Here is a 16,050-nt window from a genome sequence, read left to right as displayed (position 1 = left end):
ATCGCTAAGTTATCATGTGTGAAGTAAACACGTTTGTCTTTAATATGGAGCCACTGTTTAGCTACGTGTGAAAAGTCGAAGGTATTCATCACCTCTTTAACTAAGACCAAACCCGAATCACTCGATAAGCGACCACCTGTATGTGAAATAGTCAAATTTGAATTGAATTTTACCTGGTTTTTGTGTAAGCTAGTCATGAGAAGAACTCCTTTCTTATGGTTGGTTTCGACACCTTTACCATATCAGAATGGGGTTCTTTTTGCATCACTTAACAGGTGAAAATGAAAAAGTAAATGAAGACTGCCGTTAGGCAGTTTCAGACGGTTTGAAGTCAAAGTATGAATTATTCAGGTTGTTAATAGTGAATTTAGTCGTTACACACAAATGTTTATTTTAACTCATAATCTTTATTTTCATAAAGAAATAACATATAAGCCAATAGGTGAGAATAGCAATTATCAAAATTACTGGATTTTAAGAAAGGAAAATAATATCTCAAATATACAGTCATTCAAGAATGAGAATCCTATAAAAAATTCATATTCATTGTTATGGGATGAAATGAAATTAAATAAACAGTCTAGTCTATTACCAAATATCTTAAGACGAATACTTGAAGTCTATTTTAGGCATTTCGGTGGCTTGAATATTGACCAAGAGATTATTAAATTTGACGGTAGTGATAAATTGATTTGCGCTTCGCTTGTAAAGTGGGCACACGACGGATCACACCACTATCAAGATGACTTATATATGCAACATAGGAGTGCAGATAACGAAAAATTTCTCAAAGTATTTGAACAAATATTCATTAATTCAGGTCATAAGAATCATTTTAAAATGATGACTAAAGAAATAGATAACAAAACAGGTTAATTTCATAAATCAATAGATTAGAGGTATTAATTTGATTTGATTAATTTCAGGAGGTGTACGATGGTTTCAGTTACTGCTAGAACAAGAAAAGTAAAGCAGCCATATGGTGGCTATTTGCCAGTGAAGCAAATGGATAAGTTTAAATATGAGGATGATTTTGAATTAAATAATACAAAAGATGAGTTTTTGTCACCTGTTATTACTGGCTTGGCAGTGGATTATCTTACACGGTTAATGCTTGGTAACAACAAGAAAGATGTTTTCTACATTAGTCTTAGAGGTGCACAGTTCATAAAAAAGCATACTCAAGCTATAGAATTACTAGAGAATATCAACGGCCTTGACAGCCGTTCAATAGTCAATGCATGCAAATTAGTTGGTTTTGATACGGTATTCAGAGCGGGTCCTGCGACTTATAAACCCATAGAAAATATAATGCCTAGCGACGAATCAATCGAGGACATTAAAATCATGGTTAATAGAACGATCTATTTCTTCAACGACAATGGACCAATCATCTTAAGCGGCTTTACTTTTGAAGAGGGTTATTCATCGATAATTACTACAGGAGATGCAGATTTCTTGACTTCAAAGACGTTATGGGACTTAAAAGTGTCGAAAAATTCTATTTCTTCAAAACACACGTTACAAGTACTCGTGTATTACCTTATGGGGTTGAGATCCATACACAAAGAGCACTTTGAAAACCTTGAAACCATAGGACTATTTAACCCAAAGCTTAATATAGCTTACATTAAAGATATAATTGACATCGATGAAGAAACTATGATCAGAGTATCTAAGGAAGTTATATGTTATAAATAACGAAAGATATGACAGTATTTATTTATTATCTATAAACTAAAATATGTTACAATAATGATAATAGGTAATCCTTGTTGTAACTTTAAAATCGATAGGGAGGACTTTTAAATCTTTACTGGCTACTGATTTTAATGCCGGTGTCCATAAGATAACGAAGAAGGAATATTATTTATGAACACAATAAGATTGACTAGGTATAATGAAGCAATGGAAAAAAGCGAGGGACATAATGAAAAAATATGATGATGAAAAAGTTGAAGATGTTGTTTATGGAGAAAGTTACTTCTTCATCGCTGGCTATACTAGCGGCGGTGCGCCTTATGGCATAACTATGGAAGAAGCCAGAGAACAAGGACTGCTGGAAGATGATGAAAGCGAAAAAGCCAAAGTTCAGAAATGGTTGGAAGAAAATAATTTGAGTAGTGATGAAGACTTAGAGTTACCGTTTTAACTAAAAATGACTTTCAACGGAAGAGCTTTAATCTCCAGTTGAAGGTCATCTTTAGTTTATATTGATTTAACCACCGATCAGTTTGGTCATATTCTTTCTGCAGGCAGATACGACATGATTCGTGAGAATCACACGATCCGTTGTCGTTGAGTCAGGCAGAGTTACTTCAAATAGATAACCTTTTACTATATGTCTCACAGGTAAGACGATACTCAGTTTCAAGCGTTTATTATAAACTTGAGACTAAGGACTAAATAGGAACGATATATCCCTTGTTAATGACCTTTTACTTGAGCTAAAGTTACAGTGATAATATTACCAGCATCTGGATCACTTAAAATTTTTCTCTCCCAACTGGGGGACCAAAATCTATAAAATCATGTCTATTTTCATCGTTTACTCTATCAAGTAAATCTACTAAGGACAGGTCTTTTTTTGGTTTGATGATCAATTTGCCATCTTTGACTTCTAAATAAATGGCAGATTCTTCTTCGAGATTCAATTCTCTGGCTATTTCTTTAGGAATTACTAGTCCAATGTTATTACCCCATCGCTTTATCTTCTGTTCGACCTTACCTTGGCTGACATTCATAAGATTCACCATCCTTATCTATGAGTTACTATAATTATATCACCAGTTAATACAAACGTATATCATCATGAATGAGTTCAGAATAATAAATAATTATTAATACGAAGAAATGAAGTAGTGTCTTTAAGTAAGTTTTATGATACGATTTGATAAAAGATCACTGGAGGAGAATGCATGAATTCACTTTCTAAATATATTGTAACTTTAACCCGTCTTTATGGTGTGGTACATAAAGATGTGGTCGCTGAAATCTATAATGAACAACAGGACGAGCAGATCACTTCACAAGAAATCGAAGACTATTTCGATGCATCGGTTCAAGAAATAGAAAAGCACTTTGCTTATAAAGAAGGCAATTATTTCGTTTATGAAACAATTCTCGTATATGATGATTTGGATGAGACCTTGTCTAAGCAAGCGGGTAAACCGCGGTACATTCCTGATAAGAATGAATTAATGAAGTATATGGATGAGTTTTACTTCTATAAGTCTGAAGCATACAAAAAACTATATGATCATGTATTAAAATATCACGTGGATGGTAATAAAGAACGGGCGGAAGCCGTCTGCGAAGACGCTGAGGGCATGATTGAAGTCAATGCTAGTTTTGGAACAGTTATGTCTACACTCGATAACATGGGTGTGGAATTTAATAGCAAACAGCAGAGAGATAAAGTCAAGCGATTAGTCAGGAAGCTTCAGGATAATGTAAGACTATGGACAAATAAAGGACATACGAATCAAGAGTTAATAGATTTGGGGTACAGTGCTGCTGGTAATGCATCTGCGGGCAATCAAGTACTAACCAAAAAACTCGGGCGCAACGATCCCTGTCACTGCGGCAGCGGCAAGAAATACAAGAAATGCTGTCTGGATAAAGATCAGAAAATGAACGCCCGATAATTTTATAGCTTTACTTTAAGAGATTCGACTGAAAACATTCAGTCGAATCTTTTTAGATGTGTTACACTTGATTAAAACGGTTAAAGGATGATCGCGTTGGGTGCCTTGTTTATCTTACTGCTTGAACGTGTGGGCTTGATTATTATATTGGCCTACATTTTACTTAGTATTCCTTTCTTCAAAGATGTTCTATTGAAGCGGGAGAAGCTGAATAAAAAAATCTTGCTGATCTTTATTTTCAGTGTGTTTGCCTTTATCTCGAACTTTACGGGTGTGGAGATCAGTGCTGACCAGGAGATCATTTCTCAGCTGTTCACTCCGCTCGATCCGGCGTCGTCACTGGCCAACACGCGTGTCTTGACGATCGGGGTCTCGGGCTTGATCGGCGGGACGCCTGTCGGATTTGTCGTCGGGCTAGTCTCGGGTGTCACTCGCTACCTTCAAGGCGGGAATGATCCGCATATTTACTTTATTTCGTCGATTCTGATCGGGCTGCTTTCGGGTTTTTACGGGAACCGGTTCATTAAACGGGAAAAGTTCCCCCAACCTTTGGACGGGGTGCTTATCGGTGGCGTGACTGAGCTGGTTCAAATGACGTCCATTTTACTTTTGAGTTCTAACGCGGCAGCTGCTTGGAGCTTGGTTCAGTTCATTGCGCTTCCCATGATCCTGACGAATAGTATAGGTATGGCACTTTTCTTGTCGATCATTCAATCCTTCAAGAAAATCGAGCAAGAAACACGGGCGGTTCAAACGCATGCGGTGCTGGATCTGACAGAAGCGACCTTGCCTTATTTTAGGACAGGGCTCACGGAAGAATCAGCGACAAAGGCGGCACAGATCATCCAGCAGACGATGAAAGTTTCAGCGGTCAGTATTACAGACACGGAAAAAATCGAGGCACATGTCGGCGCTGCCAGTGACCATCATAAGCCGCCTTACTTGATATTGACCGATTTGTCGAAAAATGTCATTGCCTCCGGCGAAATGAAGGTCGCGCATTCAAGAGAACAGATCGGCTGTCATGTCGATGACTGTCCGCTGGCAGCGGCGATCGTTGTTCCGCTGACGGTCCGAAACGAAGTCCGAGGAACGCTTAAGTTCTATTTCACCGATCAAGAAGATTTGACCTATGTCCAAAGGCAGCTTGCTGAAGGTCTGGGCAAGCTCTTTTCGAGACAGTTAGAATACGGCGAACTCGATATGCAAAAACGCCTGCTTCAGGATGCGGAGATCAAGTCACTTCAGGCCCAGGTCAATCCACACTTTTTCTTCAATGCCTTAAATACGATTTCTGCTTTGATCCGCATCGACAGTGAACAAGCGAGAACACTGCTCTTTAACTTGAGTGCTTTCTTCCGTTCGAATCTTCAGGGCGCACGAACGAATTTGATTTCGGTGGAAAAAGAACTTGAACAAGTCGCTGCCTATTTGAGTATTGAACAGGCACGGTTCCCTGACCGCTTCAGTGTAGAAAGAGAGATCGATGAAACCATTAGGGAGGCTAAACTACCACCCTTCATGCTGCAGATTTTAGTAGAAAATGCTGTAAAACACGGGTTTAAAGGCAGAAAATCCGATAATCATGTCCTTATCAAGATCGCGAATGAAGGCTCTGAACTCCTTGTCGAAGTCGAAGATAATGGGGTAGGGGTCAGGAAAGATATATTGGAAGAGATCGGCAACCAGTCGGTCCAGTCAGAGGACGGGACCGGATCAGCCATCGAAAACTTGAACAAGCGTCTTGTCAGTTTGTTCGGCAGCGATGCAAAACTCCATATCGAAACAAGTGAAGCGGGGACGCGTGTCTGGAGCCGGATCCCAAAGAAAGGAGCACACTATGAAACTTCTGATCGTTGAAGATGAGTACTTGGCACGTGCTGAGTTGAGTCATTTATTGAAACAAGATGCTCGTGTGAGCGAGATTTTGGAAGCTGATTCGATCGCTGAAGCCACGAAACTGCTTCTGTCCAATGCGATCGCCATCGCTTATCTGGACATCCATTTAACAGATGAGAGCGGCATGGATCTCGCAGAAATGCTCAAAGATATCCCTGATCCGCCCGTGATCGTTTTTGCAACGGCTTATGATCATTACGCTATCGAAGCGTTTGAAAAAAACGCAACAGATTATATTCTGAAGCCTTTTGAGGCCAAACGTGTCCAGCAGTCGCTTGATAGAGCGATCAAACAGCTCGAATCAAAGCCACAAAAGGTGACGAGCCTGGATACCGTTCCTGTTAGTTCGGAAGACAAGATCCATATACTGAAGATCAAAGCAATCGAGACCATCGAAGCCGTCCAGGGCAAAACCGTCCTGCATGCAGGAGCAAATAACTATGAAAGTACAGAGACGCTGCTTCATTGGGAGAATAAAACAGCTGGTCATCCGTTTATGCGTGTGCACCGTTCTTATATCATAAACCTTGATAAGATAAAGGAGATCGAACCGTGGTTCAATACGACGTATCAAGTCACCATGGAATCAGGCGTCAAAGTCCCAGTCAGTCGTTCTTATATCAAAGTCTTTCGGGAAAAGCTCGGTTTGTAAAAGACGTTCGACCGTCTATTCCTGCAAGTCATCCTTAATTTACTGCATTTCATCGGTAAAGCCCCTTGAAACCCTTTTCCTTTAGTAAACTAAACGTATAAATAAAACGTTCACATTACTTAAGGAGGAAAATAACATGCTGACATTACTTGGGGGAATCGCTCTCTTAGTCCTAGGGTATTTTACCTACGGACGCTACATCGAGAAGAACTTTACGATCGAAACGGATCGGCCGACGCCAGCAGAGACGCTGCGGGACGGTTATGATTTTGTCCCGATGCCGAAATGGAAAAATGCTATTATACAGTTACTGAATATTGCCGGTACAGGACCGATTTTTGGTCCGATCATGGGAGCCTTGTACGGTCCGGTCGCTTATATCTGGATCATTTTAGGGGCGATCTTTGCCGGTGCCGTGCATGACTATATGATCGGGATGATCTCACTGAGGAACAAGGGCGCACACTTGCCGGAACTTGCCAGCAAGTACCTCGGCAAGCCTGTCAAGCATGTGGTGAATATCTTTACGATGCTGCTTTTAATGTTAGTAGGGACCGTCTTCGTCACGTCACCTGCCAGTCTGATCAAAAGTTTCACACCGAGCTGGATGACAGTCGGCATGATCACCGGTCTTATTTTCGTTTACTATATCATCTCAACGATCCTGCCTATCGATAAGGCTTTAGGAAAAGTGTATCCGCTCTTTGGAGCGATCTTGATCATCAGTACTATCGCCATCGGTTCAAGTCTGATCATGGGCGACCACAGCATTCCGAACTTGACCGCGGGCTCACTTTCTAACTGGCACCCGGACGGGACACCAATTTTCCCTATCTTGTTCTTCACGATTTCATGCGGGGCGATCTCAGGCTTCCACGCTACTCAGTCGCCGATGGTCTCTCGTACAAGTACGAATGAACGAGAAGGGCGCTTTACCTTCTACGGTATGATGATCGCTGAAGGTGTGATCGCGATGATCTGGGCCGCTGCGGCTATGTCCTTGTTCGACGGGCAGACTTTGAGCCAGATGATCGCCTCAGGTACACCAAGTGTCGTCGTCAACCAGGTATCGCTATTGCTTTTAGGTAATGTCTTAGGAACTGTGGCGATCTTCGGCGTGATCGTTCTGCCTTTGTCATCCGGACTTTCAGCATTCAGAAGCTTGCGTACGATCTTAGCTGATTATCTTCATATCAAGCAAGACACATTGAAGAAGATTTTGATGGTGACGGTCCCGCTTTACGTCATTTCATTCGGTCTGACTCAGATCGACTTCAACTTGCTCTGGCGTTACTTCAACTGGGCTAATCAGGTAACGGCCGCGATCTCACTGCTTGTGTCAACACGTTACCTTTACTTGAAAGGCAAGAACTTCATCGTCACGCTGGTCCCAGCCACCTTCATGCTTTACGCCGTCGTGGTTTATATCTTCAGCCAGCCGATCGGGTTTGGATTAGGTCTTGGAACGCTCACTTATATCCTTTCTGTCGCGCTTACTTTAGGCATTATCGGAGTGTTTTGGAGAAGCGGCAAGGTACAGAAAGAGAACCTTATACCAGACTCAGAACTTCTTAACGATCATTTGATTCCTGATAATGTCGCAACGGATTATGTCGGGTAAATTTTATAGAAAAAGTTATGCATAAGAATTTTTTGGAGGATACGAGATACAATGCGTATCCTCTTTTTTATGTTTTAAAGCTAAGAAGATTTTTTGAGATTTTTAGAAATTCAGGTAACACTTCCCCATTTCTTTTCGTTATTACTAAGGGAGAGACTTTTCCCAAAATTAAAAACGAAAAGAGAGTGTTGACTATGGCGCGACCACTACAGACAGGCTTGACTTATTTTCCGCTGGACGTTTCGATCGATCAGGATGACAAGATCGCTTTGATCGAATCGGATTTTGGACTGGAAGGCTTTGCGGTGACGATCAAACTGTTGATGAAGATTTATGCGGAAGGGTATATGTACCACTGGGGCGAGAAGGAACTGAAGCTCTTTAGTCGAAAAATCGGTGTGGAGGTGTCACTGGTGTCTGCGGTCGCTGCTGCTGGGCTAAGGTGGGGCCTCTTCAGTCAGTCCTTGTTCGATGACTACGGGATCTTAACGAGCCACGGGATCCAGAAACGCTACTTTGAAGCCGTGAGCCGACGAAAAAACGTGAGTGCCGTGAAAGAATACTTTCTGCTGTCAGAAGAGGAAGCTGAAAAGTACACCAATCTGTCTCTGGTTACACTTTTTCCTGAAAGCCTTGGTGAAAATGGTTTAGAGGAGGCAACTTTGGACTCAGCGGAGTTAATGTCAACATTAACTACACAAAGTATAGTAAAGGAAAGTAAAGGAAAAGAAAGTATATCATCAGGCGACATGCAAAAAGAAGCATCTAAGACCGATGACGATGACGATGATGTGACTGTCCTGGACAGTTATTCAAGCAAGATCGAAACCCCGACCCAGGAAGTGGCCCGCCAGTTAACGGACTGGCTAGACGTGTTTGAAGCCCCTGTTATACTTGAAGCGATCGAACGGACGCAACAGAACGGCAAGCGTTTCCGCTACCTGCAGGCGATTCTCTTGGACTTCAAGCGCAAGCAGGTGAGGACCCTGGCTGACCTCGTGGCGTACGACGTGGCTTTTAAACGTCAGAAACAAAGAGGCGCGAGCGGGCCAGCTAAACAGGAATCCTTGCCGCTATGGGCCAATCCAGACTATAAAGCTAGTGATGAGCTCGCAGGCGAAGCGACGACTCAGAACATCAAAGACACCCTTGAACGCATACGAAGCAAAAAACGGTAACACGCAAGGGGGTAAAGTTTTAAAAAGTTTAGACCCCGCTCTCGTGAGTTGGGAATTCGAGAGTTTTCAAAGCTTTATGATTTGAATTAGTCGTATCGGGACAAGTGACTGCTCGATCCGGCTTCACTTGTACCGAAACAGGCTATTCGGGACAAGTGACCGAGTTATTCGGCCTTACTTGTCCCGAGAAACACTATTCAGCACAAGTGGGCGCCAGATTTTGCTTCACTTGTACCGCAAGCGTGATTGGCACAGGTATAGAGGCTTTCGGTAATGTAATGACGGTGGTTTGAGTTCACGATAATGCAGAAATGACTAGCCCGCTTAACAGTCCCGAACGGATCTACCTTGTCCGTCATCCCCGTGTGCGTTCTCAACTGGATTGAGGTAGATGCTGTGGTAAACTGACAGTGTAAACCTTGGTGATTACTAGACCGAACGGAGTGATGACATGAGTCAATATGAGACCCCTGATTATGACGTCTTGGAAAAGGAGAACGGCTTTGAACTACGGAAGTACAGGCAGTTTTATATCGTTGCCTATGACAACCGGAAGGATCGGAATGTCAACCGCGGCTTCCGGACCTTGTTCAAGTACATCTCAAGCGAGAACGAAGACAATGAAAAGATTTCGATGACGGTGCCGGTGATCCAGGAAGAGACCGAGGAGAACCGGAAAATGGCTTTTGTCGCCCCAAAGGCCTACTGGGACCGGGTGCCGGTGCCTAAAGATCCGAACCTGAAAGTGGAGCGGTTTGAGGAAGGACTGTTTGCGGTGGTACGTTTTTCAGGCAACCGAAGCGAGACCAAAGAACAGAGCATGAAGAACCGGCTGGAAAAATGGGTCGCGGACAAAGGTTTGATCAAAGCATCAACTTTCATGCTGGTGTCTTACAACGGACCGTTCACACTCCCGCTCTTTAAGCGCAACGAGAGCTGGGTCAGAGTCACTGAAGCGTAAAGACTCGCTTTTGAAATCAAAAAACACGTGCAGCCTGGCAAGGGGAGACCTTGTCACGCTACACGTGTTCCTTTTCGGATCGTTTACTTAAGATTCATTTTATCGTCTTACTTGTGCTGGTACATAAAGCGTTCCATGTAGAAGATAAAGGTCTGGTTATAATGCCCCGGAAAATAGATGTCGCTGGCATGGGCACCGTATGGCATCCAGAGAATCGCGAAATCTTCATTGCTTTCATCAAGGTAAGCCTGCTTGAAATTTTTGGCGACTTGGGGGTTGACGAAGCCGTCCCGGTCCCCTTGAAAGAGTAGGACAGGCGGGCTGTTTTCGTCGACCAGCTGGTTTGGATCGACCAGTTCGTCTTTCCCGCCGATGTTTCGGTAACGCGAGAGGTCATTGGCCGGGTAGAAGGGAATGAGACCTTGAACACTGATGCGCGGATCGATGAGGTCTGGGTACTCGCCGCTAGCAGAACCTAAGGCCAACGCACTTGCCAGGTGTCCGCCGGCTGAACCGCCTGAGACGAAGACGGAATCAATGTCGGCGCCAAAGTCTTCGTGATTGTCGGCCAGATAGGTCGTGAAGATACCCAGGTGCCGGACCATGTCATCGATATCAAAAGGGCCCGACAAGCCGTCCGGGACAGAAGCGAATTTTAAAAACTGGTCCTGGTCGTTCAAGCCGTACTGGACGTCAAAGACGACATAGCCCTGGGCCGCAAAGTACTTGTGCGTCTGAGGCAGGCTCATGAGTCCCCTCACTCCATAGCAAGATGAAAGCCTCACTAGGGAACAACTTATTCCTGAGTGAGGCTTTTTTATGCTTAAAACTAAGTTTTACTAAGCATAGCGAAGAGTTTTCCAACACTTTTACGAAAGTTCTTTTGCATTTAATACTTTGTTAGCAAATGCTTAGTACAATAATTTAACTTTGAAAAAAGTTCGAATTAGTGATTTACTAGTTAATTATTTTTAAGCAAAAAAAGACGAGAGTAATGAAAGTTACATTCTCGTCCTTTGATATTTACTGTTTTATCTATTACTTAACACTTGACAGTATTATAAGTTATTTCTTTAAAACACGCATGGCGTTCAATACAGCAACAACTGTTACGCCAACATCTGCAAAAACAGCTTCCCACATCGAAGCCACACCGAGGGCACCTAAAACCAAAAATACCCCTTTGATGGCTAGTGCGAGAATGATATTTTGCCAGACAATTTGGCGAGTATCTTTGGCCACTTGCATGGCCGTTCCAATTTTAGACGGCTTGTCGTCCATAATCACGATATCCGCCGCTTCAATGGCTGCGTCTGAGCCTAAGCCACCCATCGCAATCCCGATATCTGAACGGGCCAATACAGGCGTATCGTTGATCCCGTCGCCCACAAAAGCAACTTTTTCTTTTTTGTTTTTGCGCACCATAATTTCTTCCATTTTCTCCACTTTGTCTTGTGGAAGAAGTTCCGAGTGGATTTCATCGATGCCTAATTTACTTCCAACAGCCTCAGCGACCGCTTTTGAATCGCCCGTAAGCATAATGATATGTTCGACGCCTTTTTCTTTCATTAAGGCTATACCTTCTGCAGCGTCCTCTTTAATCGTATCGGCAATTAGAAGGTAACCAGCATAGGCTCCCTCAATCGCTAAATAGACAACCGTTCCGACTTCTTCTACTTCTTTAAAAGGAATACCATATTTAGCCATTAATTTAGTATTTCCGGCTAATATCTCTTTGCCATCAACAACCGCTTGAACACCATGGCCTGAGAGATCATTGTATTCATCAATTCGTCGTTCATCAATCTCTTTCCCGTAATGTTCTTTGATAGAAACCGCAATCGGGTGTGAAGAATGGGTTTCCGCATAAGCGGCTAGTTCTAAGAGTTCTTCATTATTGAATTCTGGTGTCGATTGAATATCGGTTATTTCAAATTCCCCTTTGGTTAAGGTTCCCGTCTTATCCATAATGACATATTTAACATCGTTTAAGCCTTCTAAGAAGTTGCCGCCTTTCACTAAGATCCCTTTACGTGAAGAAGCACCAATTCCGCCAAAGAAACCGACGGGAATCGAAACAACTAAGGCACAAGGACATGAAATAACAAGGAAAATAGCTGCCCGGTAAACACCATCGTTAAACGTCATTCCAGGAATAGTCAAGGGTAAAAGAACAGCTAATAAGACAGCTAAAATGACCACAATCGGCGTATAGTAACGAGCAAACTTTGTAATGAATTGTTCGGTTGGTGCTTTACGACTGCTTGCATTCTCAACCAGCTCGAGAATTTTTGTCACGGTTGACTCTGAGAAGGGCTTTTCAACCACGACTTCTAGCAAGCCGCTTTTGTTGATAAAACCACTTAAAACGTCGTCACCTTCTTTAACACTTCGGGGCATTGACTCACCGGTTAAAGCAGACGTATCCATAGCGGAAGAACCGCTGACCACTTTTCCGTCTAAGGGCACTTTTTCGCCTGGACGTACGAGAATGGTATCGCCGACTTTAATCGATTCTGGTGAAACTTGGCGTGTACTGCCATCGGCTAACTTTATATTGGCGTAATCCGGACGAATATCCATCAAGTCTGCGATAGAGCGACGTGATTTGTTTACGGCCACATCTTGAAAAACTTCCCCCACTTGATAGAAAAGCATGACGGCTACTGCTTCGGGATATTCTTGCACATAGAAGGCAGCAAGTGTCGCAATCGTCATCAAAAAGTTTTCATCAAAGACTTGGCCATTAAAGATATTTCGAACGGCTCGCCAAATCACATCATAGCCGGCCACAAGGTAAGCGACCACAAACAAACCAAAGGAAAGGGAAGGGGTAATGGGGGCAAAACTTGCCAGTAAAAGCACTGACACGGCAAGGATTAAGCGACCGATGGTTAACTTAATTGCCCAATTTTCTGGTCTTTTGTGATTCTGTTTCTGACCCGATTTTTCTGACTGGAGACCCCTGTCTTCTCCAACTTCCTGACCTGTAGCTTTTATAAGAGGGATGATATCAGGTTCTAGTTTTTTAATTTTAGTTTTAACCGAAGAAAGAGTTTTAGTGTCATTTTCTGCCACAAGATCAAAGCTTAATGTCTGGGTCATGTAATTCACGTTACTATTTATGACACCGTCTATTTCAGACACGCCATTTTCAATCTTGGCGGCACAATTGGCGCAATCAATTCCCTCTAATAGCCATTCATGATGGCTTTCCTCATCTTCTTTGGATTGACTTTCCAAAGCAATTGCTGGGTTTATGTTAATCAATTGCCCATCTGCTTTGTTTTTTAAAGTAACGTCGGGTTCCAACTTGTTAATTTTTTCTTGTATATTGACTAAGATTAAATTTTCTTGTTCATCAGCAACCTCAAACCTCAAGGTTTCTGTCATGAAATTCACATTGCTTTCAGTCACTCCGGGAATTGAAGCCACGCATCGCTCCACTTTAGCAGCACAATTGGCGCAGTCAATTCCTTCCAGGAGCCACTGATGCGATTTCTTCTTTTCACTCATCGTTTTCTTCCTTTCACATACGAGCCTTATAAACCGAATAACGTTTGAATGGTCCCGTTTTCTAGCATAATAAAGATTCCTAAACCGATAAAGACAATCGGTACAATAATTCGTTCATACTTTTCCAATGTTTCAGAGACAAACGAAATTTTTGCCAATCGATAACTGATGTAGCAAAGCACCGCAATCGATAGAGCAAAAACGACTATAGCAATGACTATTTCAGAAACAGATAGAGAGGTAAAATAAGGAATATAAATCCCTAAATTATCTCCACCGGAAGCAATTGTAATTAAAGCAACAGACCAAAACAAACGGTTGGACCCTCTGGACTCTAACTTCTCCACGACTTCCTCTTCTTCTGCTTCTTCTTCGCCTCCCATAGCAACTCGGATACCTAAATAGATAGGAATGAGTCCCAAAAGTCCGAACATCCAATCTTGGGGGATAAAATTCAGCACATAAGCAGCAAATAAACTAATGGCTACTAAAATGCTGGTTCCAAGATATTGCCCGAAATAAATCTGACGAAGTCCTTTTTGTGTATAGGCTTGCGAGAAAATAATCAGTAAGATAAATAAATAATCGATGCTGGTCGAAATATACACAGCAATTGCTGAAAAAATAATTTGTAACAAAATATTCTCCTCCAAACTAAGACGTCAAAGATAAGCTGTTTGGCATGTCTAAAACTATACGAATAGTCGAAAGGATTTCTTCATTCGTTAACGAGTAGTAGACTTCTTTTCCGTCTTTACGTGATTTCGCCACGCCTTGCTTTTTTAAATAGCGCAAATGGTGTGACGTCGTAGCAATACTAGCGTCTAATACTTCGGCTAAATCACAGACACACATTTCTTTGAAGGTTTCTAAAGCATAGAATATCTTAATTCTAGAAGAATCACTAAAACATTTTCCTAACACAAGTAAATTCGATAAATCTTTATTTTCTAATTTATTTTTTACCACATCTACTTTTTCAGGATGTATGATTGTTGTTTGGCAAACTTCAGTCACTTGTTTCACCTCTCATTCAAATGTTCGTTTGATTATGTTGTAGATATTATAATTCTCCATGAGGAAATAGTCAAACGATTGTTTGATTGTTTTCGTTATTTTTTCTAGTCAAATTAAAGTTTTGTAACATATTAAATAACTTCTAAACTTACAGTAGAGGTCATTAGAAAAATGTAATTTTAGAGGTTCATTTTGTATTTAAAGTAAATGAGCAGGGTAAAATCGAGCAAGTGGAAAGTGTTGTGTCTTATCTAATGAACGTTTATAACAAAGTAAACGGACAACTGGCTTGCTTTTGCTCTGAAATGCGCTCTAATACTCTCCACAATAATCTTTATAAAGTAAATAAATTCAATAAAAATAAAAATAGAAAGTGAGAGATTTTGTATGAAAAGAACGGAAAGTATTCAGGTAAGATTACCAGATGGTGGTAGATTACATTTAAGAGTTTCACCAGAAGAAAAAGAAATGATTCGATCAAAAGTCGAAGCAGAAAAGATGACTATGTCTTCATTAATTTTAAGAGCTCTGGATAAAATTGATAATCCGATTACTGTTAATTTAGATGATTCAGATCTTCGAGATTTATTAATACAGGTTAGAAGAATTAATGTCAATGTAAGAACATTTTTAAAACAAGTCGGAACAGGCGAACGTTTTTCAATTGAGAATAAGCAAGAAATGGAACAGCAACTTGTATCGAATGAACAACTTGTCTTAGATGAATACAAGAGAGTTAAAGAGTTAGTATCAAAAATAGAAAGTATGAATACAGAAGAAGCAGCTGAATTTGCTAAGAAGGTGATAAATAATAATTTAGAGAGTGTAAATGATATCGATGAACATTTTGAATAGATTATTTATAGGTGTGTTGTAAAATGAATTGCAACACTCATTAAATTCTGAAAATACAAAAAGACATGAAGATTCGTTATACTTAAATCACCACAAAATAAGCAAAGGAGAATCTTCATGTCCACAGATAATTATAGCACAAATAAGACTCAATCATTTACTCATTTAGATTTTAAAGAAAGACAGCTAATAGAAAAATGGTTAAATGAAGATATTAGTAAAGCAGAAATAGGCAGACGCCTTGGGCGTAACCGCTCCACAATCCATAGAGAAATTAATCGGGGCACAGTAGAACAAATCAAGCAGATCAATGGCTATAATAAGAAAGTCACTGTGTACTATTCAGATTCCGGTCAATCTGTTTATGAAAATCGACGTTTAAAGTGTGTCCGCAAAAAGATTGTCTCTTTCTCGAGCGCGTTCTTCTCTGCGCTGGAAGATGCCTTCACTAAAGGATTGTTTAAAGGTAAACAGCGGCTCTACAATATAAAGACGTTTATAGCTCTTTATAGAAAAAAGCATCCTGTAGAGAGTATACCTACGTTTAAAACCATCTATTCTTATATACGTCAAGGTCTATTGTCTATCAAACCCCATGACTTACCTGTCATGTATCGTTTAAAACCAAGAAAAAACCATCACAGTAACCCTAAAGGCAAAAACAAAAGAATCCTAGGCACCAGCATCACCGATCGTCCACAGGA

Annotated in this window: 17 protein-coding genes and 1 pseudogene; 11 read left to right on the top strand and 7 right to left on the bottom strand. The window is 41.3% G+C overall.

Annotated elements, in window-relative coordinates; all coding sequences use genetic code 11:
* A partial coding sequence (locus BMX83_RS08925) for a transposase (protein ID WP_177170560.1) occupies window positions 1-197 on the bottom strand: 197 nt, incomplete at its 3' end.
* Window positions 198-342: 145 nt separating this feature from the next.
* Here BMX83_RS08925 and BMX83_RS08920 point away from each other — a divergent pair.
* The 3 genes from BMX83_RS08920 (at window position 343) to BMX83_RS08910 (ending at window position 2,152) form a co-directional block, all read left to right on the top strand.
* On the top strand, window positions 343-876 hold the full coding sequence (locus BMX83_RS08920) for an AAA family ATPase (RefSeq protein ID WP_342707566.1): 534 nt from the start codon (window positions 343-345) through the stop codon (window positions 874-876).
* A 60-nt stretch (window positions 877-936) separates the two neighbouring features.
* Window positions 937-1,701, top strand: a complete 765-nt coding sequence (locus BMX83_RS08915) for a hypothetical protein (protein ID WP_091636160.1) — start codon at window positions 937-939, stop codon at window positions 1,699-1,701.
* A 229-nt stretch (window positions 1,702-1,930) separates the two neighbouring features.
* Window positions 1,931-2,152, top strand: coding sequence for a hypothetical protein (locus tag BMX83_RS08910; protein ID WP_091636157.1), 222 nt, complete (start codon window positions 1,931-1,933; stop codon window positions 2,150-2,152).
* Between the two features lie 334 nt (window positions 2,153-2,486).
* Here BMX83_RS08910 and BMX83_RS08905 read toward each other — a convergent pair whose 3' ends face one another.
* Window positions 2,487-2,744, bottom strand: coding sequence for an AbrB/MazE/SpoVT family DNA-binding domain-containing protein (locus BMX83_RS08905; protein WP_177170559.1), 258 nt, complete (start codon window positions 2,742-2,744; stop codon window positions 2,487-2,489).
* Between the two features lie 174 nt (window positions 2,745-2,918).
* On the opposite strand from BMX83_RS08905, the gene BMX83_RS11080 reads away from it, so the two are divergent.
* The 6 genes from BMX83_RS11080 to BMX83_RS08875 all read left to right on the top strand — a co-directional run bounded on the left by BMX83_RS11080 (window position 2,919) and on the right by BMX83_RS08875 (window position 9,958).
* A complete protein-coding gene (locus BMX83_RS11080) occupies window positions 2,919-3,647 on the top strand; it encodes a YecA family protein (protein ID WP_091636152.1) in 729 nt (242 codons plus the stop codon).
* 96 nt (window positions 3,648-3,743) lie between these two features.
* Entirely contained in the window at window positions 3,744-5,507 is a 1,764-nt protein-coding gene (locus BMX83_RS08895; RefSeq protein WP_091636149.1) for a sensor histidine kinase, read from the top strand.
* Window positions 5,488-6,198 (top strand): LytR/AlgR family response regulator transcription factor, encoded by a 711-nt coding sequence (locus BMX83_RS08890; protein WP_091636147.1) that lies wholly within the window; start codon window positions 5,488-5,490, stop codon window positions 6,196-6,198. The genes BMX83_RS08895 and BMX83_RS08890 overlap by 20 nt, the downstream gene beginning before the upstream one ends.
* A gap of 136 nt (window positions 6,199-6,334) precedes the next feature.
* Entirely contained in the window at window positions 6,335-7,819 is a 1,485-nt protein-coding gene (locus tag BMX83_RS08885) for a carbon starvation CstA family protein (RefSeq protein WP_091636144.1), read from the top strand.
* Between the two features lie 194 nt (window positions 7,820-8,013).
* The gene (locus BMX83_RS08880) at window positions 8,014-8,997 is read left to right on the top strand and encodes a Lin1244/Lin1753 domain-containing protein (protein ID WP_177170558.1); all 984 of its coding nucleotides are present in this window, start codon (window positions 8,014-8,016) and stop codon (window positions 8,995-8,997) included.
* Between the two features lie 451 nt (window positions 8,998-9,448).
* The gene (locus BMX83_RS08875) at window positions 9,449-9,958 is read left to right on the top strand and encodes an SOUL family heme-binding protein (protein WP_091636137.1); all 510 of its coding nucleotides are present in this window, start codon (window positions 9,449-9,451) and stop codon (window positions 9,956-9,958) included.
* Window positions 9,959-10,065: 107 nt separating this feature from the next.
* Here the strand turns inward: BMX83_RS08875 and BMX83_RS08870 are convergent, their stop codons facing one another.
* From BMX83_RS08870 to BMX83_RS08855, 5 genes and pseudogenes are all read right to left on the bottom strand, one after another.
* Complete coding sequence (locus BMX83_RS08870; protein WP_091636134.1) at window positions 10,066-10,707, bottom strand: alpha/beta hydrolase fold domain-containing protein; 642 nt, start codon at window positions 10,705-10,707, stop codon at window positions 10,066-10,068.
* A gap of 316 nt (window positions 10,708-11,023) precedes the next feature.
* Window positions 11,024-13,201 (bottom strand): heavy metal translocating P-type ATPase, encoded by a 2,178-nt coding sequence (locus BMX83_RS08865; protein ID WP_245746656.1) that lies wholly within the window; start codon window positions 13,199-13,201, stop codon window positions 11,024-11,026.
* Between the two features lie 126 nt (window positions 13,202-13,327).
* A pseudogene (locus BMX83_RS11200) lies at window positions 13,328-13,474 on the bottom strand (cation transporter); the annotation flags it as partial.
* A gap of 26 nt (window positions 13,475-13,500) precedes the next feature.
* The gene (locus tag BMX83_RS08860; protein WP_091636129.1) at window positions 13,501-14,112 is read right to left on the bottom strand and encodes a CadD family cadmium resistance transporter; all 612 of its coding nucleotides are present in this window, start codon (window positions 14,110-14,112) and stop codon (window positions 13,501-13,503) included.
* A 16-nt stretch (window positions 14,113-14,128) separates the two neighbouring features.
* Window positions 14,129-14,491, bottom strand: coding sequence for an ArsR/SmtB family transcription factor (locus BMX83_RS08855; protein WP_091636127.1), 363 nt, complete (start codon window positions 14,489-14,491; stop codon window positions 14,129-14,131).
* Window positions 14,492-14,878: 387 nt separating this feature from the next.
* Here BMX83_RS08855 and BMX83_RS08850 point away from each other — a divergent pair, with 387 nt between their 5' ends.
* Window positions 14,879-15,346, top strand: a complete 468-nt coding sequence (locus BMX83_RS08850) for a plasmid mobilization protein (RefSeq protein ID WP_091636125.1) — start codon at window positions 14,879-14,881, stop codon at window positions 15,344-15,346.
* 117 nt (window positions 15,347-15,463) lie between these two features.
* The coding region (locus BMX83_RS08845) for a helix-turn-helix domain-containing protein (RefSeq protein WP_143059513.1) at window positions 15,464-16,050 on the top strand (587 nt) is incomplete at its 3' end.

This window comes from Alkalibacterium gilvum (assembly GCF_900109085.1).
GTDB classification, from domain to species: Bacteria; Bacillota; Bacilli; order Lactobacillales; family Carnobacteriaceae_A; genus Alkalibacterium; species Alkalibacterium gilvum.
The sequence above is the reverse complement of the archived record's forward strand: the minus strand, read 5'-3'. Positions and strand labels throughout refer to the sequence as shown.

Coding starts and splice junctions, on each gene's coding strand:
- BMX83_RS08915 (WP_091636160.1), top strand. CDS start 937: ATGGTTTCAGTTACTGCTAGAACAAGAAAAGTAAAGCAGCCATATGGT.
- BMX83_RS08910 (WP_091636157.1), top strand. CDS start 1,931: ATGAAAAAATATGATGATGAAAAAGTTGAAGATGTTGTTTATGGAGAA.
- BMX83_RS08905 (WP_177170559.1), bottom strand. CDS start 2,744: ATGAATGTCAGCCAAGGTAAGGTCGAACAGAAGATAAAGCGATGGGGT.
- BMX83_RS11080 (WP_091636152.1), top strand. CDS start 2,919: ATGAATTCACTTTCTAAATATATTGTAACTTTAACCCGTCTTTATGGT.
- BMX83_RS08890 (WP_091636147.1), top strand. CDS start 5,488: ATGAAACTTCTGATCGTTGAAGATGAGTACTTGGCACGTGCTGAGTTG.
- BMX83_RS08885 (WP_091636144.1), top strand. CDS start 6,335: ATGCTGACATTACTTGGGGGAATCGCTCTCTTAGTCCTAGGGTATTTT.
- BMX83_RS08880 (WP_177170558.1), top strand. CDS start 8,014: ATGGCGCGACCACTACAGACAGGCTTGACTTATTTTCCGCTGGACGTT.
- BMX83_RS08875 (WP_091636137.1), top strand. CDS start 9,449: ATGAGTCAATATGAGACCCCTGATTATGACGTCTTGGAAAAGGAGAAC.
- BMX83_RS08870 (WP_091636134.1), bottom strand. CDS start 10,707: ATGAGCCTGCCTCAGACGCACAAGTACTTTGCGGCCCAGGGCTATGTC.
- BMX83_RS08850 (WP_091636125.1), top strand. CDS start 14,879: ATGAAAAGAACGGAAAGTATTCAGGTAAGATTACCAGATGGTGGTAGA.